Origin of the sequence: Streptomyces cadmiisoli, from assembly GCF_003261055.1 — a bacterium.
Taxonomy (GTDB): Bacteria; Actinomycetota; Actinomycetes; order Streptomycetales; family Streptomycetaceae; genus Streptomyces; species Streptomyces cadmiisoli.
In genome coordinates, this window is sequence record NZ_CP030073.1 from 3619817 (window position 1) to 3642987 (window position 23171).

The 23171-nt window shown below is 72.5% G+C and carries 19 protein-coding genes; 11 read left to right on the forward strand and 8 right to left on the reverse strand.

Annotated features, from left to right (window positions below; translation table 11 throughout):
* Positions 1-3: 3 nt before the first annotated feature.
* Together DN051_RS15290 and DN051_RS15295 are read right to left on the reverse strand one after the other, a co-directional pair.
* A complete protein-coding gene (locus DN051_RS15290; RefSeq protein ID WP_246041026.1) occupies positions 4-909 on the reverse strand; it encodes an MEDS domain-containing protein in 906 nt (301 codons plus the stop codon).
* Between the two features lie 29 nt (positions 910-938).
* Positions 939-3257 carry an ATP-binding protein gene (locus DN051_RS15295; protein WP_112438904.1) on the reverse strand — a complete coding sequence of 773 codons (2319 nt, stop codon included), beginning with the start codon at positions 3255-3257 and terminating at the stop codon, positions 939-941.
* A gap of 376 nt (positions 3258-3633) precedes the next feature.
* Between DN051_RS15295 and DN051_RS15300 the strand changes: the two genes are divergently transcribed.
* Entirely contained in the window at positions 3634-4989 is a 1356-nt protein-coding gene (locus DN051_RS15300) for a M14 family metallopeptidase (RefSeq protein WP_112438905.1), read from the forward strand.
* Positions 4990-4993: 4 nt separating this feature from the next.
* Here the strand turns inward: DN051_RS15300 and DN051_RS15305 are convergent, their stop codons facing one another.
* The 5 genes from DN051_RS15305 to DN051_RS15325 form a co-directional block, all read right to left on the reverse strand.
* Positions 4994-5539, reverse strand: a complete 546-nt coding sequence (locus DN051_RS15305) for a hypothetical protein (RefSeq protein ID WP_079001480.1) — start codon at positions 5537-5539, stop codon at positions 4994-4996.
* Positions 5540-5605: 66 nt separating this feature from the next.
* On the reverse strand, positions 5606-7093 hold the full coding sequence (locus DN051_RS15310) for a GntP family permease (RefSeq protein WP_053761683.1): 1488 nt from the start codon (positions 7091-7093) through the stop codon (positions 5606-5608).
* 133 nt (positions 7094-7226) lie between these two features.
* Entirely contained in the window at positions 7227-7637 is a 411-nt protein-coding gene (locus DN051_RS15315; protein ID WP_053761684.1) for a RidA family protein, read from the reverse strand.
* A complete protein-coding gene (locus DN051_RS15320; protein ID WP_053761685.1) occupies positions 7634-8395 on the reverse strand; it encodes an IclR family transcriptional regulator in 762 nt (253 codons plus the stop codon). Before DN051_RS15320 ends, DN051_RS15315 begins: the two co-directional genes overlap by 4 nt.
* Complete coding sequence (locus tag DN051_RS15325; RefSeq protein ID WP_425471770.1) at positions 8392-9678, reverse strand: sugar kinase; 1287 nt, start codon at positions 9676-9678, stop codon at positions 8392-8394. The genes DN051_RS15320 and DN051_RS15325 overlap by 4 nt, the downstream gene beginning before the upstream one ends.
* Before the next feature lie 135 nt (positions 9679-9813).
* Between DN051_RS15325 and DN051_RS15330 the strand changes: the two genes are divergently transcribed.
* The 8 genes from DN051_RS15330 to DN051_RS15365 all read left to right on the forward strand — a co-directional run bounded on the left by DN051_RS15330 (position 9814) and on the right by DN051_RS15365 (position 19320).
* Complete coding sequence (locus tag DN051_RS15330) at positions 9814-11079, forward strand: amino acid deaminase (RefSeq protein WP_112438906.1); 1266 nt, start codon at positions 9814-9816, stop codon at positions 11077-11079.
* Between the two features lie 10 nt (positions 11080-11089).
* Positions 11090-12700, forward strand: a complete 1611-nt coding sequence (locus DN051_RS15335; protein ID WP_053761687.1) for an N-acyl-D-amino-acid deacylase family protein — start codon at positions 11090-11092, stop codon at positions 12698-12700.
* A gap of 217 nt (positions 12701-12917) precedes the next feature.
* Entirely contained in the window at positions 12918-14129 is a 1212-nt protein-coding gene (locus DN051_RS15340; RefSeq protein WP_053761688.1) for a pyridoxal phosphate-dependent aminotransferase, read from the forward strand.
* Between the two features lie 100 nt (positions 14130-14229).
* Complete coding sequence (locus DN051_RS15345; protein ID WP_053761689.1) at positions 14230-14658, forward strand: SCO4983 family protein; 429 nt, start codon at positions 14230-14232, stop codon at positions 14656-14658.
* Positions 14659-14874: 216 nt separating this feature from the next.
* A complete protein-coding gene (locus DN051_RS15350) occupies positions 14875-15951 on the forward strand; it encodes a substrate-binding domain-containing protein (protein WP_112438907.1) in 1077 nt (358 codons plus the stop codon).
* 12 nt (positions 15952-15963) lie between these two features.
* Positions 15964-17175, forward strand: coding sequence for a toxic anion resistance protein (locus DN051_RS15355; RefSeq protein WP_112438908.1), 1212 nt, complete (start codon positions 15964-15966; stop codon positions 17173-17175).
* A complete protein-coding gene (locus DN051_RS15360) occupies positions 17172-18713 on the forward strand; it encodes a substrate-binding and vWA domain-containing protein (RefSeq protein ID WP_053761692.1) in 1542 nt (513 codons plus the stop codon). Before DN051_RS15355 ends, DN051_RS15360 begins: the two co-directional genes overlap by 4 nt.
* Positions 18700-19320: a hypothetical protein gene (locus DN051_RS15365; protein WP_199314937.1), complete on the forward strand. Its 621-nt coding sequence runs from the start codon at positions 18700-18702 to the stop codon at positions 19318-19320. Before DN051_RS15360 ends, DN051_RS15365 begins: the two co-directional genes overlap by 14 nt.
* A gap of 133 nt (positions 19321-19453) precedes the next feature.
* On the opposite strand, the gene DN051_RS15370 is transcribed toward DN051_RS15365, so the two are convergent.
* On the reverse strand, positions 19454-21277 hold the full coding sequence (locus DN051_RS15370; protein WP_053761693.1) for a phosphoenolpyruvate carboxykinase (GTP): 1824 nt from the start codon (positions 21275-21277) through the stop codon (positions 19454-19456).
* A gap of 347 nt (positions 21278-21624) precedes the next feature.
* Between DN051_RS15370 and trhA the strand changes: the two genes are divergently transcribed.
* On the forward strand, positions 21625-22338 hold the full coding sequence (gene trhA / locus DN051_RS15375; RefSeq protein ID WP_053761694.1) for a PAQR family membrane homeostasis protein TrhA: 714 nt from the start codon (positions 21625-21627) through the stop codon (positions 22336-22338).
* Between the two features lie 196 nt (positions 22339-22534).
* Positions 22535-23164: a TetR/AcrR family transcriptional regulator gene (locus tag DN051_RS15380; protein ID WP_455430969.1), complete on the forward strand. Its 630-nt coding sequence runs from the start codon at positions 22535-22537 to the stop codon at positions 23162-23164.
* Positions 23165-23171 lie beyond the last annotated feature (7 nt).

The following is a 23171-nucleotide window of genomic DNA, read 5'->3' on the forward strand; positions in this document are numbered from 1 at the left end:
GCACTAGCCGTACTGCAGCCGTACGACGCCGCTCGCGCCGTCCTGGCGTACGTCGACGTAGGCGCACACCTGACGGGCGAACCAGAGGCCCTGGCCGGGTGCCGGTTCCGTGGCCGGCGGCGGGACGAACCCGGCGAGCGGGTCGTCCACCCGGCGCGCCGAGCGCAGTTCGCAGACGCAGGCCGGGGCCTCGCCCCAGAGCAGCACGCGGGTGACGGGGTCGAGCGGTTCGGCGGCCTCGGTGACGGCGGCGGCGAACAGTTCGGCGTCGGCGGGGGGCAGTCCGCGCCCGGTGGCCCAGCTGTGGACGGCGTGCGGTTCGGGGACGGACAGCGCCAGGGCGTCCGCCGGGGGCGGCGGCAGGGCCACGGCGTCGAGTTCGGCGGCGATGCGCAGCGGGTCCTCGTAGACGCCGGTGCCGGGGTGGGCGCGGCGGGCGGCGTCGACGACGGCGGGGCCCGCGGTACGGGTGTCGTACGCGCATAGGGCGGTGGTCGCGAGCGGGGCGAACAGCAGGTTGGCGAAGGCCTCGTAGCGGATCCATTCGCTTGTCTCGCGGGCCGACCGGCCGGCCCGTCCGCTCCAGTCGGGCTCCATCAGGAGGTGGACGCGGCCGTGCGGGGCGGCGTGCGCGGCGAGATAGCCGGCGCCCTGGGCGACCGCGTTGGCGGCGGAGCCGGTGTACCACTCGGTGTGCGGGACGAAGCCGACCTGTCCGGCCTCGCCGCCGAGGGCGTCGCGCAGCAGGGCGAGTTTGGCGGGGGCGGCGATGGCCACCGGCGGGGGCTCGTCGACGGCGAGGCCCTCGGCGAGGAAGGGCAGGGCGGCCGCGACGAACGCCTCGTCGGTGTCGAAGACGGCCATGCGGTGGTCGAAGGTGCCGTGGGCGCGTGCGGATCGGGCAGGCACGGGCTTCCTCTCGGTGGTAGGGGCGGGGTTCAGCGCCGGGCGGTGACCCAGGCGGCGATCTGGCTGCGGTTGCTGAAGCCGAGCTTGCTGAGGATGCGTTCGACATGGCCCTCCGCGGTGCGGCGGGCGATCACCAGACGGTCGGCGATCTGCTGGTTGGCCAGTCCCTCGGCGACCAGTTCGGCGACCTCGCTCTCCCGGCGGGTGAGCCGGACGCCGGGCCGGGTGCCCTCGCCCGCGGGCCGTTCGCGGCGGTGCTCCTCCAGGGCGTGGCCGACGATGTCCGTCAGGCCGAGTCCGCCGCCGCGTTCATAGGCCCGTGCGAAGGCGGCCGTGCCGAGGTCCCGGCGCAACCGGGTCTCGGTGTCGCGGCGCCGGGAGTTGAGCGCGTCGGAGCCCCAGCGGCCCCGGTCGACGTCGGTCCAGACCCGGTCGGCGCCGCCGAGCAGGACGGCCGCCCGGTCCTGGGCGCCGCTGCGGCTGGCGATCTGCGCGAGCAGGTCGAGGGTGAGGCCGATGCCGACGACGTCGTTCACGGCGAGTTTGAGCCGCAGTGCCTCACGGGCGTGCCGTTCGGCGCGCGGGTGGTCCTGGCGCACGCTGTGGGCGAGGGCCAGCATCCGGTGGACGTAGGAGAGCACCCATTCCTCGCCGTGCCGCTCGCACAGCCGCCGGGTCTCCTCGCAGACCTCGATGGCCCGGTCTGCCTCGCCCAGGAAGCCGAGGGAGCAGGCGAGTTCGACCCGGTCGAGGCCGACGAGGCTGAGGTGCTGGCCGGGCACCCGGCCGCGGTCCGCGGCGGCCCGGAAGTGGTCGCGGGCGGCGGCCAGGTCGTCGCTGAACAGCGTGGTCACGCCGACCACGTACTCGGCGTGCGCGGCCTCGGCCGCGTCCCCGAGCCGGCGGGCCAGCGCACGGGCCTCCTCGGCGCGGCGCCGGCCGCGGGTGAGGTCCTCGGGGCAGCCCGCGAGCAGCCCGGCGACCCACAGGCCGCGGGCGCGTTCGGGGGTGGGCTCGGGGCTGGCGTCGAGGGCGCGGTCGAGCCAGTAGCGGCCCTCGCGGGGGGCGCCGCAGGCGTGCCAGTAGAACCACAGGGTGCCGGCCAGGCGCAGGGCGGTGAGCGCCTCACCGGGAGCGGTCAGGCCGAAGTCGAGGGCGGCGCGCAGGTTGTCCCGGTCGGCGTTCAGCCGGGCCACGATCTCCCGCTGGCCGCGTCCGAACCAGGCGCGTTCGCAGGCGCCGGCCCGCTGCTGCATCCAGTCCCGCTGGCGGCGGCGGGCGGCGGACTCGTCGTCCGGTCCCTGCCGGAGTCTTTCCAGTCCGTAGTGGCGCAGGGTGTCGAGGAGGCGGTAGCGCACGCCGTCGGGGCCGGGTTCGCGGCACAGCACGGACTTGTCGACGAGCCCGGCGACCGCTTCGAGCACGTCGTGGACGCGGACCCGCTCGCCGTCCGCGCACACCGCCTCCGCCGTCTCCAGGTCGAAGCTCCCGGCCAGCACGGACAGCCGCGCCCACACCGAACGCTCCCGTTCGCCGCACAGTTCGTGGCTCCAGTCGACGGCCGCGCGCAGGGTCTGGTGGCGCGGCGCCACCGCGGGGCTGCCGCCGGACAGGAGGCGGTAGCGGTCGTCGAGGCGTTCCAGGAGCTGTTCGACGCCGAGGACACGCATCCGGACGGCGGCGAGTTCGATGGCGAGGGGGAGCCCGTCCAGGCGCCGGCAGAGGCGGGCGACCGCGCGGCGGTTGGCGGGGGTGAGCCGGAAGCCGGGGACGACCGCGGCGGCCCGGTCGGCGAAGAGCGCGACGGCGGGGTTGGACTCGGCCGCGCCGAGGTCGCCGTCCGGGTCGGGGACCGGCAGCGGCCGTACCTCCAGGAGGTGTTCCTCGGTCAGGCCCAGGCGGTGCCGGCTGGTGGCGAGGACCCGGACGCCGGTGGTGCCGCGCAGCAGGGCGGCGGCCAGTTCCGTGCAGGCGCCCAGCAGATGCTCGCAGTTGTCGACGACGAGCAGCAGACGCCGCTCGCGCACCTGCTCCACGAGGGCGTCCAGGGCGGGTTGCGCGGAGTGGTCGTGCAGGCCGAGGGCGTCGGCGGCGGCGAGCGGGACGAGTGCCGGATCGAGCAGACCGGACAGCTGCACGAACCGCACGCCGTCCGGGAAGGCGCGCGCGAGGCGGGCGGCGATCCGGCCGGCCAGCCTGGTCTTGCCGACGCCGCCCGGACCGGTCAGCGTGACCAGGCGGGCGCGGGACAGCAGTTCGCGGCCTTCGGTCAGTTCGGTCCGCCGGTCGACGAAGCTGGTCGTCTCGACCGGCAGGTGACCGTCCCGTCGTGGCGCTGATCCGCCCATGATCAGCCAGTCCTCTGGGGGTGGGGGTTCGCCCTTGCGCGGACTGCCACTCTTCCCCCGCACGTACATATATGCACGCGTTGCTCACACCGACGGGTGCACTTCGCCGGGGACGGCACCGGGCGGGGGCGTCATGCGTACACTTCGCGGCCGTTCGGTCCCGTGGCGGGCGCTGTTTCCGGCACGGACGTCGGCGCGGGTTTCGGCCACCGGTTCCCGGCCCGCTCTTGACCTGGTCATGCCAGAAGCCGACGATGAGCGCCACACCGCACCAGCACGTCGTACGTCGCACCGGAGAACCACCCCCCATCACCCCCCACCGCTCCACTCCCGCTTCCGGCAGACCCCGGAACCACCGGAGAAACAAGGAGACTTCATGCGACTTCGGACACGCGGCTCGGGCGAACGCGGCGGCAGACGCGCCGCGGCACTCGCCACCCTGCTCGCCCTCGCCCTCGCGGCGCCCCTCTCGGCGACCACCACCGACGCCACCGCGGACGGGGCGGACCGGCCGGCGGCCTCGGCCGACGACATCCGCCAGTACGAGATCCATCTGCACTCCGACGCCGAGGACCGCACGGCGATCCAGCGTTCGGGTGTCACGGTGGACGAGGCCGACGACCACACCATCGTCGTCTCCGGCCGCGCGGACCAGGTCAGGAAGCTGCGCTCACAGGGCTACGAGGTCACCCCGCTCGGCGCCGTCCCGGACCGGTCGGCAGGCCAGGACGACGTCCGGCTCTACGACTTCCCGTCCGCCGACGCCCGCTACCACAACTACGCGGAGATGACGAGCGCGATCAGCTCCCTGGTCGCCGCGAACCCGGGCATCGCCAGCCAGCGGGTCATCGGCACCTCCTACCAGAGCCGGAACATCGTCGCCGTCAAGATCAGTGACAACGTCGGCACCGACGAGGCCGAGCCCGAGGTGCTGTTCACCCACCACCAGCACGCCCGCGAGCACCTCACCGTCGAGATGGCGCTGTACCTGCTGCGCGAGCTGACCTCCGACTACGGCACCGACTCGCGCGTCACGAACATGGTGAACAACCGGGAGATCTGGATCGTCCCGGACCTCAACCCGGACGGCGGCGAGTACGACATCGCGACCGGCTCCTATCGGTCCTGGCGCAAGAACCGGCAGCCCAACTCCGGCTCCTCCTACGTCGGTACGGACCTGAACCGGAACTGGAACTACCGCTGGGGCTGCTGCGGCGGCTCGTCCGGGTCCACCTCGTCGGAGACCTACCGCGGCTCGGCGCCCGAGTCCGCGACCGAGGTGCGGGTCGTGGCGAACTTCGTCCGCAGCCGGGTCGTCGGCGGGCAGCAGCAGATCAAGGCCGGCATCGATTTCCACACCTACAGCGAACTGGTGCTGTGGCCGTTCGGGTACACCTACTCCGACACCACGACCGGGATGACGGCGGACGACCGCAACGCCTTCGCCGCGGTGGGCGGGAAGATGGCCGCCAGCAACGGGTACACGGCCGAGCAGTCCAGCGACCTGTACATCACCGACGGCTCGATCGACGACTATCTGTGGGGCTCGCAGAAGATCTTCGGGTACACCTTCGAGATGTACCCGTCGTCCGCCTCCGGAGGAGGGTTCTACCCGCCCGACGAGGTGATCGAGCGGGAGACCTCGCGCAACCGCGACGCGGTGCTGCAACTGCTGGAGAACGCCGACTGCATGTACCGGTCGATCGGGAAGGAAAGCCAGTACTGCGCCTAGCCGGCTACTCGCCGTCCTCGAAGTAGGCGTCGAGGACGGCGTCCAGCGCGGTGTCCCACTCCTGGTGCCGGGACTTCGCGTCGGCCTCGATCTCGATCGGGTACCACCGGCGGTCCGGCGTGTGCACGGTCACCGTGAACCGCTTGCCGAAGCGCGGCGATTCCGTCTCGACCGCGCCGATCTCGTCCCAGCGGAACTCGCACCGCTCGTCGTCGAGGCTCAGGCGCACACCGCTGCGGTCGGCGACGATACGGGCGCGGCGGTCCGCGGCCTCGAACACGGGGCCGTCGGCCGCCGCGTCCGCAAAGTCCTCACCGGCCTCGATGTCGCCGTCCGCCTCGGAGTCGGCGCCCGCCTCGCGGTCGGCGGCCTCCTCGCCGCCACCGGCCGGGCCGGCTTCGCCGTCCGCCGTGTCGGCCGAGTGCTCCTCGGGGGCCGCGTCGCCGGGCTCGACCGCGTCCTCGGACACGGCGGGCTTCTCCGGCGCCGAGAGCCCGGGGATGTGGGCCGGGTTGACGCCGGCGTCCAGGGGCTGACTGCTCGTACTCATACGCTGCTCCACAGCGCAGCAGTATGGTCGACGATCCTGTGTCCGAGACAGTCGGCCCCGACTTCGTTATACGAAGATGCTCAACGCGGCCGCCACGACGAAGCCGGCCACCGACAGCACCGACTCCAGCACCGTCCACGTCTTGAGCGTGTCCCGTTCGCTGATGCCGAAGTACTTGGCGACCATCCAGAATCCTCCGTCGTTGACGTGCGAGGCGAAGATGGAGCCGGCGGAGATGGCCATGATGACCAGGGCGACGAAGGCCTGCGAGTGGTCGCCGCCGGCGAGCAGGGGCGCCACGATGCCGGCCGTGGTGACGATGGCGACGGTCGCCGAGCCCTGGGCGACCCGCAGCACCACCGAGATCAGGTAGGACAGCACGATCACCGGCAGGCCCACGTCGTTGAAGGTGTCCGACAGGGCCTGCGCCACACCGCTCGCCTTCAGGACGGCGCCGAAGACCCCGCCCGCGCCGACCACCAGCAGGATGTTGCCGACCGGCTTCAGGGACGCGGTGGAGACCGTCTCCAGGGACTTGCGGGACCAGCCGCGGCGGATGCCGAGGACGTAGTACGCGAGGAACAGCGCGATGGTCAGCGCAACGAACGGGTGGCCGAAGAACTCGATCACCGAGCGGGTGGTGGACGGGTCGAGCGCGATCGACGAGAACGTGGCGGCCAGGATGAGGACCAGCGGCGTACCGATGATGGCCAGCACCGTGCCCAGCGCCACGGGCCGTTCCCGGGGTTCGGTCCCCGCCGCGCGCTGCTCGTCGGCGACGGCCTGCTTGGCGTCCTGGGCCGCCTCGACCATGTCCTGCGGCACGGCGACGAAGATGCGGCGGCCGATCCAGGCCGAGTACGCCCAGGCGACCAGCACCGCGGGGATGCCGCAGACGATGCCCATCAGGATGACCCAGCCGAGGTCCACGTGGAGCAGGCCGGCGGCGGCCACCGGGCCGGGGTGCGGCGGCAGGAAGGCGTGGGTCATGGACAGACCGGCCAGCAGCGGCAGGCAGTACAGCAGGATCGAGCGGCCGGAGCGCTTGGCGGCCGCGTAGACGATCGGAGCGAGGACGAAGATGCCGACGTCGAAGAAGACCGGGACACCGAAGATCAGGCCGGTCATGCCCATCGCCAGCGGGGCCCGCTTCTCACCGAACAGGTTGAGCAGACGGGACGCCAGCACCTCGGCGCCGCCGCTGACTTCGAGGATCGCGCCGAGCATCGTGCCCAGCCCGATGATGATCGCGACATGCCCGAGGATGCCGCCCATGCCGGACTCGATGGTGGAGACGGCGTCCGAGCGCTGGACGGTGCCGAAGAGTTCGGTGACGGAGAGTCCGGCCAGCAGGCCGACGACTATGGAGACCGCGAGCAGGGCCACGAACGGCTGGAGCCGGGTCCGGATGATGAGGAAGAGCAGAAGCGCTATGCCGATGGCGGCGACGGTCAGCAGTCCCGCCGTGCCGTCGATCAGCAGGAGCAGGCCGCCGGTGTGGGGTGGGGTCGCCGCGGGGGCGGCTGCGGCGAGCGGGAGGGACAGATGGGACATTCAGGGGTCCTCTGCGTGAACACATACTGCTTTCGGGCAGGGAGGATCACGGCACGGCGCCCCGGGGGTGTGGGGTGCCGTGCCGTGATGTGGTGCGACGTGCGGGAGGTGGGGAGGTGACGGCCCTGAGGGGTCAGCCGAGGACGGCGAGGGCGTCGATCTCGACGAGGAGTCCGGCGGGCAGTCCCACGTAGACCGTGGTGCGCGCGGCGGGCGGCTGGGTGAGGCCCTGCTCCTCGAAGTAGGCGTTGTAGATCTCGTTCATCTCGGCGAAGTGGCCGACGTCCGTGAGGTAGACGCGGATCATCATCACGTCGTCCCAGGAGGCGCCGCCCTCCGTCAGGATCGCCTTGACGTTGGCCAGGGTCTGGAGGGTCTGCTCACGCAGGGTGGGACCGGCCGGCGTCGGGGGCCTGCCCTCCTCGGCGGGCAGGAAGCCGACCTGGCCGGCGACCTGGAGGATGTTGCCCTTCTTCACGCCGTGGGAGAACTTCGCGGGCGGGGTGGTGTGGGTCGTGGGGGTGAGGGCGGTCTTCTCGGTCATACGACGTCCTTGGTCGGGGTCCTTCCGGAGTACTCGCCGCTGATCGCGTCCGCGGTGCGGCGGACCAGCGGGAGCAGGGTGAGGAGTTCGTCGGCGGTGACGACGACGTTGGGCGCGGACACCGACATCGCGGCGACCACCCGGCCGTCGGCGCCGCGGACGGGCGCCGCGACGCAGTTGATGGACTCCTCGTGGCCACCGAGGTCGGTGGCCCAGCCCTGTTCGCGCACCTTCTCCAACTCCCGCAGGAAAGCCGGGGCGTGGGGCGTCGAACGGGACGTGTACATGGGGTAGTCGAGCTTCTCCGCGACCGCCCGGCGTTCGTGCTCGGGCAGGTCGGCGAGGAGCAGCTTGGCGACGGCGGCGACGGTGATGGCGACGGGCTTGCCGATCCGGGAGTACATGCGCACCGGGTAGCGGCTCTCCACCTTGTCGATGTAGAGGACCTCGTCCTCCTCGTACACCGCGAGGTGGACGGTGTGCCCGCACTGCTCGTTCAGCCGGGCGAGGTGGGGGTGGGCGATCTCGCGGATGTCGAGGTTCTCCATCGCCTCCTGCGCGAGGGCGAACAGGCGGGCGCCCAGGCGGTAGCGCTGGTCGGCCTGCCGGTAGACGAAGCCGTGCTCGTGCAGGGTGCGCAGCAGGCGCAGCGCGGTGGACTTGTGCACGCCGAGGCGGTCGGCGACCTGGCCGAGGTCGGCGGGCCCCTCGGCGAGCAGCGGCAGGATGCTCAGCGCGCGGTCGACGGTCTGGCTCATGGCGTACGTACCTCCTCGTCGCCCCGGGCGGCGGCGTCTGTCCAGCCGGGGCCGAGTCGAAGTCTCCCCCACGCGGAGTCGTCCAGGGCCGCCAGCCGGTCGGCGTGGTCGCGGGCGGGCGGGACGGCCAGGTCGCCGGGGACGGTGAGGACGGCGGCGGCCATGAGGTGCCCGTGCCGGAGCCGGTCCCGCACGGGGAGCCCGCGCAGGGTGGCGGAGAGGAACCCGGCGGCGAAGGCGTCACCGGCACCGACCGCCGCCGCGACGTCGACGACGAGGGCCGGGACGAAGCAGGTCGCCGGGACGGAGCACGTCGCCGGTTCGGCGCCGGCCGGCGGCGACGGGGTGGCGGGGTGGACAAACGGGGCGGTACCGGCCGCAGCGGGCGCGGCGTCGGCGGGCAGTCCGGGCCGGGGGCCGGCCGCCGGCCCGGGGCCCTCAGCGGCCGGTGCGGCGCCGGCCGGCGGTCCTGGCTGCGGGACGGTCGCACGGAACGGGCCGGACGCGGTCGGTCGGCCCGGCGCCGGACCGTCCGTCGGCGTGCGCTCGAACGCGGTGGCGCCTCGTGCTCCCTCCTTCACCACCAGGACCCCGGGCTCCGGCAGCAGCGCGCGGATCGCCTCCGGGCCGCCGGTGACGCCCCAGGCCTCCCGCGCCTCGTCGGTGCCGACGAAGACGATGTCGGCGCGGCGGGCCAGGTCGAGCAGGATGCCCGGGCCGCCGGAGGCTCGCCACAGGCCCGGCCGGAAGTTGACGTCGAAGGAGACCGGCGGGCGGCCGGGCCGCGGGGCGGTCAGTTCGCGCATCAGCCGCAGGCAGTCCGCGGACAGCGCGGCCGTGATGCCGGACAGGTGCAGCACGCGCCCGGCCCGCACCGCGTCCATGTCCAGGTTCTCGGCGGTCATCGCGGAGGCCGCGGATCCCGCCCGGTAGTAGGCCACCTCGTGCGCGTCGGTGGCCCGGTCGCCGGCGGTGCGGAAGTAGACGCCCGTCGGCCGGTCGGGATCGCGGCCCACGGCCGCGGTGTCGACGCCGTAGGCACCGACGGCCGCGACCAGATGGTCGCCGAAGCCGTCCGCGCCGACCCGGCTCACCCAGCGCGCGGAGTGTCCGGCGGCGGCCAGCACACAGGCCACGTTGGACTCGGCGCCGCCGATCGCCCGGTCGAAGGAGGGGACGTCGGCGAGGCGGCCCGGCCGGGAGGGCAGGAAGGTGACCATGGACTCGCCGAGCGCGACGACGTCCACGACGCCGGGGGCGGTGCGGGCTGCGGTGGCGGTCACGATGGCCGGGACTCCTCGTCGTCTCGCGGGCCGGCGGATCCGTTGACCCCGCGTTGGCCGAGATGTTAGACAGCGGTCAGCGATATACGCAATGAATGTTGCACCCACTGCAACGCACCTGATCAGGGAGGATCCATGGCCGGAGAAGCGCTCGCCCGCCTCGCCGAGGAACGTGTCGACCACCGCTTCAAGGGCCTCCCGCCGGACGCCGACGGCCTGACGGTCGGCGAGCTGGCCGCCGAGCGCCGCAACCTCTTCACCGGCGGCTTCACCACCCCCGTCCTGGCCCTGTCCGCCGAGCACCTGGAGCACAACCTCCGGCTGATGGCGCGGTACACGACGCGGCACGGCCTGGCCTTCGCCCCGCACGGCAAGACGTCGATGGCCCCGCAGCTCTTTCAGCGCCAGGTCGAACGCGGCGCCTGGGGCATCACCCTCGCCGTACCGCACCAGGTGCGGGTGGCCCGGGCGTTCGGCGTGGCGCGGGTCTTCCTCGCCAACGAGCTCGTCGACCCGGTGGCCCTGCGCTGGATCGCCGCGGAACTGGCCGCCGACCCGGACTTCCGCTTCGTCTGCTACGTCGACTCGGTGCGCGGCGTGGAGCAGATGGCCGCCGCCCTGGACGGCGCCGCCCGCCCCGTGGACGTGGTGGTCGAGCTGGCCGCCGGGGACGGCGCCCGCACGGGTGTCCGCACGGAGGCGGAGTGCGCGGCGGTCGCCGACGCCGTGGCGGCCACGCCGTCGCTGCGGCTGGTCGGCGTCGCGGGCTACGAGGGCGAGGTGCCGCGGGCGGACCCGGAGCGGGTGCGCGCCTGGCTGCGCCGGCTGGTGGCGCTGGCCGCGGACTTCGACCGGGCCGGGCGTTTCGAGGGCCTGGACGAGATCGTCGTCAGCGCGGGCGGCAGCGCCTGGTTCGACGCGGTGGCCGACGTGTTCGCCGAGGTCCCCGACCTGTCCGCCCCCGTACTGAAGCTGCTGCGCTCCGGCGCGTACGTCTCGCACGACGACGGCCACTACCGCGAGCTCACCCCCTTCGCCCGCGTCCCCGAGGAGGGCGCCCTGGAACCCGCGTTCCGCCTGTGGGCGCAGGTGGTCTCGCGCCCCTCCGCCGAGCAGGCCTTCGCCAACGCGGGCAAGCGGGACGCCGCCTACGACCTGGACCTGCCCGTCGCGCAGGTGGTGCGCCGCGACAAAGTGGTCCGCCCGGCGGCCGGCATCGAGGTGACCGCCCTGTCCGACCAGCACGCCTGGCTGCGCACCGCCCCGGAGGCGGAGCTGGAGGTCGGGGACTGGCTGGGCCTCGGCCTGTCCCACCCCTGCACGTCGTTCGACAAGTGGCAGCTGATCCCGGTGGCCGAGGCGGACGGCACGGTCGTCGAGTACATCCGCACGTTCTTCTAGGAGGCCCGGCATGGCAGACCTCGTCATCCGCGACGCCGACGTGGTGGACGGCTCCGGCGCCCCGGCGTACCGCGCCGACGTGGTGGTGGACGGCGGGCGGATCGTCTCGATCGTCAAGGAGGCGGCCGCGGCCGGCTGCCAGCGGCCCGGGGCCGTGCGGGAGCTGGACGCCGAGGGCCTCGTCCTGGCCCCCGGCTTCATCGACATGCACGCGCACAGCGACCTCGCCCTGCTCCGGGACCCCGACCACGGCGCGAAGGCCGCGCAGGGCGTGACCCTGGAGGTGATCGGCCAGGACGGGCTGTCCTACGCCCCGGTCGACGACCGCACCCTGGGCGAGGTGCGCCGCGCCATCGCCGGCTGGAACGGTCCCGGCGACGACGTCGACTTCGACTGGCGCTCGGTCGGCGAGTACCTGGACCGGCTCGACCGGGGCATCGCCGTCAACGCCGCCTATCTGATCCCGCAGGGCACGGTCCGCGCGCTCGTCGTCGGCTGGGAGGACCGCGAGGCCACCCCGGAAGAGCTGGACCGGATGCGGCAGTCGGTGGCCGAAGGGCTGGAACAGGGCGCGGTCGGCCTGTCGTCCGGGCTCACCTACACCCCCGGGATGTACGCCGCGGACGCCGAACTGACCGAGCTGTGCCGGGTGGTGGCCCGCTACGGCGGCTACTACTGCCCGCACCACCGCTCCTACGGCGCCGGGGCCCTCAGGGCGTACGAGGAGATGGTCGCCCTGGCGCGGGAGGCGGACTGCGCGCTGCACCTCGCCCACGCCACCATGAACTTCGGCGTGAACAAGGGCCGCGCGCCCGAACTGCTGTCGCTGCTGGACGACGCGCTCGCCGCCGGGGCCGACATCAGCCTGGACACCTACCCCTACACCCCCGGCAGCACCACCCTGGCGGCGCTGCTGCCGAGCTGGGCCGGCGAGGGCGGCCCGGACGCGACCCTGCGGCGGCTGGCGGACGAGGCCCGCGCCGAGCGGATCCGCCACGATCTGGAGGTGACCGGCTCGGACGGCTGCCACGGCGTGCCGGTGGAGTGGGACACCGTCGAGATCTCCGGGGTCACCGATCCCGCCCTGGCCGAGTACGTCGGCCGCACCGTCGAGGAGTCGGCGGCGCTGCGCGGCGAGGCCCCCTGGACCACCGCCCGCCGGCTGCTGGTCGAGGACCGGCTGGGCCCGACGATCCTCCAGCACGTCGGCCACGAGGAGAACGTGCGGGCCATCATGCGGCACCGGGTGCACACGGGCGGCTCGGACGGCATCCTCCAGGGCGCCAAGCCGCACCCGCGCGCGTACGGCACGTTCCCGCACTACCTGGGCCGCTATGTGCGGGAGCTGGGCGTGCTGTCGCTGGAGGAGTGCGTGGCCCACCTCACCTCCCGCCCGGCGGCCCGGCTGCGCCTGCCGGACCGGGGGCTGGTCCGGGAGGGGTACCGGGCCGACCTGGTGCTCCTCGACCCGGCCACGGTCGCGGCGGGCTCCACCTTCGACCGGCCCCGCACCCTGCCGACGGGCATCCCGCACGTGCTGATCGACGGGCGGTTCGTCGTCGAGGACGGCCGGCGCACCGACGTACTGGCGGGGCGGTCGGTCCGGCGCACCCCCGTGTGACCGGCCGGTACGCACGGCCCGTGCCGCCCGGCCCGCGCGTCGGGACCGCGCGGCACGGGCGGGCCGCACCCCCCTCGTGTACGCCGCCGGCCGAGACCGCACAAGTACCCGTACGGGGGCTTGTGGATCACCCGTCCACAGCATGCGCCCGCACCTTTTGTCTCATGTGGCGGAAAGCACGACGCGGGGGGCGTTACCCCGCCGTAAGCTCCCAGACATGCAGGTGATCCAGTCGACCAAGCTCGCCAACGTCTGTTACGAGATCCGGGGCCCGGTGCTCGAGGAGGCGATGCGGCTGGAAGCGGCCGGTCACCGCATCCTGAAGCTGAACACCGGCAACCCGGCGGCCTTCGGCTTCGAGTGCCCGCCGGAGATCCTGGAGGACATCCTCCGCAACGTGTCCACGGCCCACGGCTACGGGGACGCGAAGGGCCTGCTGGCCGCGCGCCGGGCGGTCGTCATGCACAACCAGACCCTCGGCATCGAGACGGACGTCGAGCACGTCTTCATCGGCAACGGCGTCTCCGAGCTGATCACCATGGCGATGCAGGGCCTGCTGGACGACGGCGACGAGGTCCTGGTGCCGGCCCCGGACTACCCGCTGTGGACGGCCGCCGTCTCCCTGTCCGGCGGCACGGCGGTGCACTACCGCTGCGACGAGCAGTCCGACTGGATGCCGGACCTGGCGGACGTCGAGCGCAAGGTCACCGACCGCACCAAGGCGATCGTCATCATCAATCCGAACAACCCCACCGGCGCGGTCTACGACGAGGCGGTGCTCAAGGGGCTGACCGACATCGCCCGCCGGCACAACCTGCTGGTCTGCTCGGACGAGATCTACGACCGGATCCTGTACGACGGCGCCACCCACACCCCCACCGCCGCCGTCGCGCCCGACCTGCTCACCCTCACCTTCAACGGCATGTCGAAGGCCTACCGGGTGGCGGGCTACCGGGTGGGCTGGATGTCGATCTCCGGCCCCCGCGCGCACGCCGACTCCTACATCGAGGGCCTGACGATCCTGGCGAACATGCGCCTGTGCGCGAACATGCCGGGCCAGCACGGCGTGGTGGCCGCGCTGAGCGGACGCCAGTCGATCAACGAACTCGTGCTGCCGGGCGGGCGGCTGCGCGAGCAGATGGACGTGGCCTACGAGCTGCTGACCCGGATCCCGGGGGTGAGCTGTGTGCGGCCCAAGGGAGCCCTGTACCTCTTCCCGCGTCTGGACCCGAAGGTCTTCAAGATCAAGGACGACCGCCGGATGGTCCTGGACCTGCTGCGCCGGGAGAAGATCATGGTCGTGCACGGCACCGGCTTCAACTGGCCGGAACCGGACCACTTCCGGGTGGTGACGCTGCCCTCGGTCGGCGATCTGCGGGACGCGGTCGGCCGGATCGGCAATTTCCTGGACGGCTACGGCCAGCACTGACCTCACGCTGTGTGGCCACCCACCCCCCATTTCGCGAATACGCTCAACTTTAGACGAAATCCAAGCTAGGATGGCTTCTGTTGAATCAGGAGGCCGTCCCATGTACGAACCGATCCGCACCAAGTCGGTCCACACGACGATGGCCGGCAGCAGCCCCGACTTCCCCCACCGCTCCCGCGAGGAGGAGCTGGACATCCAGCTCGCGGGCCATCTCGCGGCCCTGCTCGCCGTGACCGACGAGCTCCGCGCGCTGACCCCGTCCGCAGACCTGGACGCAGCCGCCGGCCGGCTCACCGAGCAGGTGACCCGGCTGCGGGGAGGACACGCGCCGGCCCGCCCGTCGCTGACGTCGGCCGCCCCCGAACCGCGCCTCGCCGCTCTGCACCGGCGCGCCCACACCCTCGCGGGCCGCGCCCTGGTCGTGGCGGCGTCGCGCGCGGACACGGCGGCGGCCATCCTCAGCGCCGAGCGCATGGACGCCCACGCCGAGGCGGAGGCCGGCCGGCGGGCGCTGCGGGCCGCCGGCTGATCCCACCGCCGGGCCGCGCGCCCGGCCCCACGGGCGGCCCCGGTCCGCGTGCACCCGCAGCGACGCGCGGACCGGGCGCCATGAAGCGCCATGGCGCGCGGCGCCACGGCACCCGTTCGGAACCGGCCGTTCCAGTTGCGTACCGGGACCGCAACGTCACCCCCCGTTCACCCCACGCCGAGGGGAATGTTGAGCTCCGCGAGGAATCTCCACGGCGTGAGACGTATCGCGGGAATCGTCCTCGCGGTGTTGCTGACGATCGGCGTGGTGGCAGCCGTCGTCGCAGGCCGGGACACGGACGACAAGGGCACGGCAACGAAGACCGTGCGAGCAGTGATCGGGTCGGAGAAGGCCGAGTTCTTCGCCGATCCCGAGGTGGTGGACGCCCTGGCCGCCGAGGGCTACACCGTGCGGGCGGAGACCTCGGGTTCCTGGGCCATGGAGGAACTGGACCTCGAGGGCTACGACTTCGCCTTTCCGTCCAGCAACGCCCCGGCCGACGCGCTGGCCGAGAAGTACCGGGTGCGGCAGCCCTTGCCTCGCCCCTTCTACTCCCCCCTCGTCGTGGTCGCCCACCGCAACGCCGCCGAGGTGCTGGCCGCGGCGGGACTGGCCGAGCTGGACCGGCCGGGCAGCGGCCTGCTGGACATGCGCGCCTACCTGGACGCGGCCCGCGACGACCGCACCTGGCAGCAGCTCGACGGGGCGGAGAAATACGGTGAGCTGAGCGGCACCCTGTACATCGCCACCACCGATCCGCAGACCTCCAACTCCGGCGCCCTCTACCTCGCCGCCGCCTCCTACGTCGACAACGGCGGCCGGGTGGTGGCGAGCGGCGCCGACGTGGACCGCACCGCGCCCCTGCTGCGCAAGCTGGTGACCGTCCAGGGCGCCCAGCAGTCCAGCTCCGACGGGGCGTTCCGGGACTTCGTCAGCGGCGCCGGCAACCCGCTCGTCCTGGTCTACGAGTCCCAGGTCGCCGCGCTGCTCACCCAGGGCCAGGGCGTGGACGACCTCACCGTCCTGTACCCGGACACCACCGCGACCAGCGACCACACCGTGGTGCCGCTCACCGACGAGGGCCGGGCGATCGGCCAACTCCTGTCCACGGACCCGGAGTTGCGGGAGCTGGCGGTCCGGCACGGGTTCCGTCCGCAGGGCGGTGGCCCCGAGTTCACCTCGGCCACCGACGACCACACAGACCACCTCAACCAGAAGCTGACCGGTGTCCGGCAGGCGCCCGTGCCCACCTCCGCGGTGCTGCACGAGATGGCGCGCCGGGCGCGCGGCTAGGGGGATCAGCACATGACCGAGTACGGCAGCAGCACCAGCCAGAACATCAGTCCCAGCCACGACGACACCTTCACCCTCACCCCGCCCGAGCCGGTCGCCGCCGTCCCCGTGGAGAAGGCGGGCGGTCTCGTGCCCGTCGACGACGGGGTCCGTACGGAGATGGCCCGCAAGGCGGCGGACTACGTGGCCGGGCTGGCCGCGCTGGACGCCCGTTCACCCGAGTTCGCGGGCAAGGTCGGGGAGATCACCGGCCTCGGCGCCGGGGAGATGCGCACCGCGGCCGCGCAGTCCAACCGCATGCTGGAGCGGACCGTGCGCAGCCTGCCGGCCAAGGGCGGGGACGCCCAGTCGCAGGTGGCCGGATCCCTCGTGGAACTGCGGCGGGTCGTGGAGGACCTGGACCCGCGCGACCTGTCCGCCACCCGGGGACGCAAACTGCTGTCCCGGCTGCCGGGCGGCAACAGACTGCGCGACCACGTGGCCAAGTACGCCTCCGCGCAGGGCACCCTCCACAAGATCGTCGGCTCCTTGCGCGGCGGCCAGGACGAACTGCGCCGGGACAACGCGGCGTTGCAGACGGAGCGGGTCCGGCTCTGGGAGACCATGGGCAAGCTCCAGGAGTACGTGGTGCTCACCGCCGCCCTGGACACGGCCGTCGAGGAACACGTCGCCGGTGTCGAGGCGGGCGACCCGCAGGCCGCCGGCTCGCTCCGGGCCGATGTGCTCTTCCCGGTCCGGCAGAAGCACCAGGACCTGCTCACCCAGCTCGCGGTGTGCGCGCAGGGCTATCTCGCCATGGATGTCGTACGCCGCAACAACGACGAGTTGATCAAGGGAGTCGACCGGGCGGCGACCACGACGGTGTCCGCCCTGCGCATCTCGGTGATGCTGGCCTCCGCCCTGGACAACCAGCGCAAGGTCGTCGAGCAGGTCAACGCGCTGCGCGGCACCACCGAGGACCTCATCCGCGGCAACGCCGAGATGCTCGCCACGCAGAGCGGCGAGATCCAGCGCATCGCCGCGGACCCGGCGGTCGGCGCGGAGACCCTGCGCAACGCTTTCCAGCAGATCTACCGCACGCTGGACACCATCGACACGTACAAGGTGCAGGCCACGGAGGCGATGGCGGCGACCGTGGAGTCCCTGACGGCCGAACTGCAGCACGCGAGTGCCTACCTGGACCGCAGCCGCTCGCAGAACGCGCTGGAAGGCGGTCTCGCATGAGACGCCTCCTCGCCCTGGCCGTGGCCGGGCTCACCCTGCTGACCGCCTGCACGACGGCCCGGGACGACGAGCCGGACGGGGCCGCCCGCGCCTACCGGCCCGGCACCCTGCGCGTCCTCGCCTCCAGCGAACTCAGCGACATGACGCCGGTCCTGGACCGGATCCGCGAGGACACCGGCATCACGGTCCGCCCCACCTACCTGGGCACCCTCGACGCCGTGGACCTGCTCGCGCGGGGCCGGGCGGACGGCGCGTACGACGCGGTGTGGCTGTCCTCCGGCGACTGTCTGCGGCTGCGCCCGGAGGCGGCCGAAAAGGTCGTGTCGGAGACCTCGGTGATGTCGAGCCCGGTGGCGATCGGTGTCCGCCCCGCCACCGTCGAGGCCCTCGGCTGGCAGCCCGGGAAGGTCACCTGGTCCCAGGTCGAACGGGCGGTCCGGGCCGGCGACCTCACCTACGGCATGACCGACCCGGCCCGCTCCAACTCCGGCTTCTCCACGCTGGTCTCCGTCGCCTCCGCGCTGTCCGGCGCCCAGTCCGCGCTCACGGACGCGGACGTACGCCGGGCCACGCCGCGGCTGAAGGAGTTCTTCCGCGGCCAGAAGCTGACCTCGGGCTCGTCCGGCTGGCTGGCGAGCGCGTACAGCCGGCGCGGCGACGTCGACGCGCTGCTCAACTACGAGTCGGTCCTCAAGGGCATCCCGGGCCTGACCGTGATCCGCCCCGGCGACGGGGTGGTCACCGCCGACTACCCGCTCGCCTCCCTGGCCTCCGCGGGCGCCGAGGCCCGCGAGGACGTCCGGCGGCTCACCGAGGCGCTGCGCTCCCCGGAGGTCCAGCGCGCGATCACCGACCGCACCCACCGCCGTCCGGTCGTCGCCTCGGTGCGGCCCGCGCCGGGCCTGGACACCGCCCGCCGGCGCGAACTGCCCTTCCCCGGCAGCCGCTCCGTCGCCGACGGACTGCTCGACTCGTACGAGAACGAGCTGCGCCGCCCCTCCCGGACGGTGTACGTGCTGGACACCTCGGGCTCCATGGAGGGCGACCGGCTGGCCCGGCTGAAGACCGCGCTCACCGGCCTGACCGGGGACTTCCGGGAGCGGGAGGAGGTCACGCTGATGCCGTTCGGGTCGGACGTGAAGAGTGTGCGCACCCATGTCGTGGACCCGCGGGACCCGCGCACCGGCCTCGACGGGATCCGGCGGGACACCGAGGCGCTCGACGCCGAGGGCGACACGGCGGTCTACACGTCGCTGGAGAAGGCGTACGACCATCTGCGCACCGACCGGGACACCTTCACGTCGATCGTGCTGATGACCGACGGCGAGAACACCACGGGCGCGACGGCCCGCGACTTCGGGGCCTTCCACGGGTCGCTCAGCGGCGCCCGGAAGGAGATCCCCGTCTTCACCGTCCTCTTCGGCGACTCGGACCGCGCGGAGCTGGAGCACATCGCCGACCTGACCGGCGGCCGGCTGTTCGACGCCCGGAAGGGCTCGCTGGACGGCGCCTTCGAGGAGATCCGTGGCTACCAATAGGGCACTGGGCTTTCTGGAGTCCCGCAAGAACCTCACCGGCAGCGCCTGCGGCCTGGTCGGCCTGGTGCTGACCTTCGCGGGCGTCGCGGGCCCGTACTGGCCGGTCGTGGTCGCGGGACTGTACGGCGCGGGCGCGCTGGTCGCCCCGCCGGAACGGCCGCCGCTGCCCGACTTCCCCGACGCGTCCGCCCGGTTGGACGAGTTGCGCGGTGACTTCGACACCCTGTGCGCGTATCTGGCGGACGTCGACCTGCCGCCCTCGGCGGCCGGTGAACTCACCGAACTGACGGGGCTGCTCGCGGCGTTGCTCGAACCCGGCTGGGTCTCCGAGATCCTCTCCCGGGACCCGGAAGCCGTGCACGCCCTGTCGCGCACCGTGCGGCAGGACGTGCCCGAGGCCGTCGACGCCTTCGTCCGCACCCGGTGGTGGCACCGGATGACGCCGGGGCAGGATCCGCCGGAGCGCCATCTGGAGCGGCAGCTGACGCTGCTGCGGGGGGAGGCGGACCGGCTGGCGGCGGGTCTCAGGGAGATCGAGGCCCGCCGCCAGGAGTCGCACACCCGCTATCTGGAGGACAGGCGCCGGACCGGCGGGACCGCCGGCTGACGGCCCGTCCGCACGACGGCCCGCGGGCCCCGCACGCCGTTGTGCGGGGCCCTGCGGCTGTCACCGCGGCCGGCCGTGACGACGGAGCTGGTCAGGGCACGATCGGAAACCGGCCGCGGAGTCTCGGGGACGGTCAGCCCAGGCGTCGCACCAGGGCGTGGTACTCGTCCCACAGCTCCTTGGGGGTGTGGTCGCCGAAGGTGTTGAGGTGGTCGGGGACCAGGGCGGCCTCCTCGCGCCACACCTCCTTGTCCACGGTGAGCAGGAACTCCAGGTCCCGGTCGGCCAGATCCAGCCCGTCGGTGTCCAGGGCTCCGGGGGCCGGCAGCACACCGATGGGGGTCTCGACGCCCTCGGCCTTGCCCTCCAGGCGCTCGACGATCCACTTCAGGACACGGCTGTTCTCGCCGAAGCCGGGCCAGACGAACTTGCCCTCGTCGTTCTTGCGGAACCAGTTGACGTAGTAGATCTTCGGCAGCTTGGCCGCGTCCACGGACTTGCCGACCTCGACCCAGTGGGCCATGTAGTCGCCCATGTTGTAGCCGCAGAACGGCAGCATCGCGAACGGGTCGCGGCGCAGCTCGCCGACCTTGCCCTCGGCCGCGGCGGTCTTCTCGGAGGCCACGTTCGCGCCGAGGAAGACGCCGTGGTTCCAGTCGAAGGACTCCGTCACCAGCGGTACGGCGGTGGCACGCCGGCCGCCGAAGAGGATCGCGGAGATCGGCACGCCCTTGGGGTCCTCCCACTCGGGCGCGATGATCGGGCACTGGGAGGCGGGGACGGTGAAGCGGGCGTTGGGGTGGGCGGCGGGGACGTCGGCGCCCGGCGTCCAGTCGTTGCCCTTCCAGTCCGTCAGGTGGGCCGGGGTCTCCTCCGTCATGCCCTCCCACCAGATGTCGTTGTCGTCGGTGAGGGCGACGTTGGTGAAGACCGAGTTGCCCCACAGCGTCTTCATCGCGTTGGCGTTGGTGTGCTCACCGGTGCCGGGCGCGACGCCGAAGAAGCCGGCCTCGGGGTTGATCGCGTACAGACGGCCGTCCTCGCCGAAGCGCATCCAGGCGATGTCGTCGCCGATCGTCTCGACGGTCCAGCCGGAGATGGTGGGCTCCAGCATGGCGAGGTTGGTCTTGCCGCACGCGGACGGGAAGGCCGCCGCGACGTACTTGGACTCGCCGTGCGGCGGGGTGAGCTTGAGGATCAGCATGTGCTCGGCGAGCCAGCCCTCGTCGCGGGCCATCACGGAGGCGATGCGCAGCGCGTAGCACTTCTTGCCGAGCAGCGCGTTGCCGCCGTAGCCGGAGCCGTAGGACCAGATCTCGCGGCTCTCCGGGAAGTGCGAGATGTACTTGGTCTGGTTGCAGGGCCAGGGGACGTCCTGCTGACCGGGCTCCAGCGGGGCGCCGAGGGTGTGCACGGCCTTCACGAAGAAGCCCTCGGAGCCGAGCTCGTCCAGCACCGGACGGCCCATGCGGGTCATGGTGCGCATGGAGACCGCGACGTAGGCGGAGTCGGTGATCTCGACGCCTATGGCGGACAGCGGCGAGCCGAGCGGGCCCATGCAGAAGGGCACGACGTACATGGTGCGGCCCCGCATCGAGCCGCGGAACAGGCCCTTCTCGCCCTGGAAGATCTCCCGCATCTCGGCGGGGGCCTTCCAGTGGTTCGTCGGGCCGGCGTCCTGCTCCTTCTCGGAGCAGATGAAGGTGCGGTCCTCCACGCGGGCGACGTCGGTCGGGTCGGAGGCCGCGTAGTAGGAGTTGGGGCGCTTGATCGGGTCGAGCTTGCGGAAGGTGCCCTTCTCGACGAGCTGCTCGCACAGGCGCTCGTACTCGGCCTCGGATCCGTCACACCAGACCACGCTGTCCGGCTCGGTCAGTTCGGCGATCTCGTTGACCCAGGAGATCAGCTCCTGGTGGTTCGTCGGGATGACGGGGGGAGCCGCGATGTTCCGCGCCACGGTTGCTCCTAAATGAGGGGTTTTTTGACTATGTGCCCCGTGGGGGCTGCGACCCGGATGCTGCGCAAGTCCGACCTTGGGCGCTCATCCGGTGCCGACCGCACTCATTTGATCATCCGAGTTCCCCGCCCATTTGTCCAGAGGGCCGCCCACCTGAGCGAGTGAGGAAGGACACGTAACCTCAGTGTTTCTCCGCGTTTCCCCGCGCGCACGTCGGGTTCGACCGACCGCCCCTCGGGTGGCCTCGGGCGACGTGAAGCTGCGGGATGCCCAACTCCCGTGAGATGATGGCCACTCCCAACGATCCGTTGATCCGTAACTTACGGTTGCGTAGGTACCATTCGGCCATGACTGCGTCCGCCTCCGACGCGCCGCTGGACCCGCCGGTCGTCGACCGAGTTTCCGAGGCGCTCTCCCTGCCCCACCCGATCAAGCCCAAGCTGCGCGGGTGGCTGCACCTCGGGATGTTCCCCGCGGTGCTCGTCGCGGGCCTCGCGCTCACCGCCCTCGCGGACTCCCCCCGCGGCCGCCTCGCCTGCGGGATCTACGCCCTGACGGCGTGCCTCCTGTTCGGTGTGAGCGCGCTGTACCACCGGGGCGACTGGAGCCCGCGCATGGACGGCGTGCTGCGCCGCCTGGACCACTCGAACATCTTCCTGATCATCGCCGGCACCTACACGCCGCTGACCCTGCTGCTCCTGCCGAGCAGCAAGGGGCGCTGGCTGCTGTGGGGCATCTGGGCGGCGGCCCTGGCGGGCATCACCTTCCGGGTCTTCTGGGTCGGCGCCCCGCGCTGGCTCTACACCCCGTGCTACATCGCCATGGGCTGGGCGGCCGTCTTCTTCCTGCCGGACTTCATGCGCACGGGCGGGATCGCCGTCCTCGTCCTGGTGGTCGTGGGCGGTCTCCTGTACAGCGTGGGAGGTGTGGTCTACGGCATCAAGCGCCCCAACCCGTCGCCGCGCTGGTTCGGCTTCCACGAGGTGTTCCACTCCCTCACGCTGGCGGCCTTCGTCGTGCACTACGTGGGCATCTCGCTGGTGGCGTACCAGCACCCCTAGAAACCCGCCCTCCGCCCCAGGGCCATGGCTCCCGAGCCGTGGCCCTTTCGCATGGCCGGGCCGTGCCCGCAGCCGCGCACGGGTTGACAGTCACTGTCTTTTGACAGCGACTACCGCACAGATTCTCGGCCTCGGCCGGATTCCGACTGTGTTCATGACATGGTCACCCCCCGGCCGATGGCCGAGAATGACTCCCATGACGGCCGCACGGACCCCATTCCCCGCCGACCGCCCCCAGCCGGGGCTGCGCGAGCGGAAGAAGCTCAAGACCCGGGCGGCGATCCGGACCGCGACGTACGAGCTGATCGAGGAGCAGGGGTACGACACCACGACGATCGAGCAGATCGCCGACCGCGCCGAGGTGTCGCCGTCGACCGTCTTCCGCTACTTCCCCACCAAGGAGGACATCGTCCTCACCGACGAGTACGACCCGCTCCTGCTCCAGGAGTTCCGCGCCCGGCCGGCGGACGAGCCCTGGCCGCAGTCCCTGCGCCATGTCGCGCACCGGGCCATCGCCCTCGGTCTCGGCGAGGACCCCGAGGTCACCCGGCTGCGCTGCCGGCTGATGGTGGAGGCCCCCGCGGTGCGGTCCCGGATGATGGAGAGCATGTCGGCCGTGGGCCGTGCGCTGGCCGGGGTGATCGGCGAGCGCACCGGGCGGGATCCGGAGAGCCTGGAGGTGCGGATCCTCACCACGACCCTGATCGGCGGGCTGATGGAGATCTCCCAGTACTGGGCGCGCCACGGCTTCCGTGAGGACCCGGACGAGCTGGTCGACCGCGCCCTGGCCGTCTTCGAGCACGGCCTGCCCGGCGAAATCCACTGAGGCCCCG

Coding starts and splice junctions, on each gene's coding strand:
- DN051_RS15380 (WP_455430969.1), top strand. CDS start 22,535: ATGACGGCCGCACGGACCCCATTCCCCGCCGACCGCCCCCAGCCGGGG.
- DN051_RS15295 (WP_112438904.1), bottom strand. CDS start 3,257: ATGGGCGGATCAGCGCCACGACGGGACGGTCACCTGCCGGTCGAGACG.
- DN051_RS15345 (WP_053761689.1), top strand. CDS start 14,230: ATGTACGAACCGATCCGCACCAAGTCGGTCCACACGACGATGGCCGGC.
- DN051_RS15315 (WP_053761684.1), bottom strand. CDS start 7,637: ATGACCGAGAAGACCGCCCTCACCCCCACGACCCACACCACCCCGCCC.
- DN051_RS15355 (WP_112438908.1), top strand. CDS start 15,964: ATGACCGAGTACGGCAGCAGCACCAGCCAGAACATCAGTCCCAGCCAC.
- DN051_RS15305 (WP_079001480.1), bottom strand. CDS start 5,539: ATGAGTACGAGCAGTCAGCCCCTGGACGCCGGCGTCAACCCGGCCCAC.
- DN051_RS15340 (WP_053761688.1), top strand. CDS start 12,918: ATGCAGGTGATCCAGTCGACCAAGCTCGCCAACGTCTGTTACGAGATC.
- DN051_RS15320 (WP_053761685.1), bottom strand. CDS start 8,395: ATGAGCCAGACCGTCGACCGCGCGCTGAGCATCCTGCCGCTGCTCGCC.
- DN051_RS15300 (WP_112438905.1), top strand. CDS start 3,634: ATGCGACTTCGGACACGCGGCTCGGGCGAACGCGGCGGCAGACGCGCC.
- DN051_RS15310 (WP_053761683.1), bottom strand. CDS start 7,093: ATGTCCCATCTGTCCCTCCCGCTCGCCGCAGCCGCCCCCGCGGCGACC.
- DN051_RS15360 (WP_053761692.1), top strand. CDS start 17,172: ATGAGACGCCTCCTCGCCCTGGCCGTGGCCGGGCTCACCCTGCTGACC.
- trhA (WP_053761694.1), top strand. CDS start 21,625: ATGACTGCGTCCGCCTCCGACGCGCCGCTGGACCCGCCGGTCGTCGAC.
- DN051_RS15330 (WP_112438906.1), top strand. CDS start 9,814: ATGGCCGGAGAAGCGCTCGCCCGCCTCGCCGAGGAACGTGTCGACCAC.
- DN051_RS15335 (WP_053761687.1), top strand. CDS start 11,090: ATGGCAGACCTCGTCATCCGCGACGCCGACGTGGTGGACGGCTCCGGC.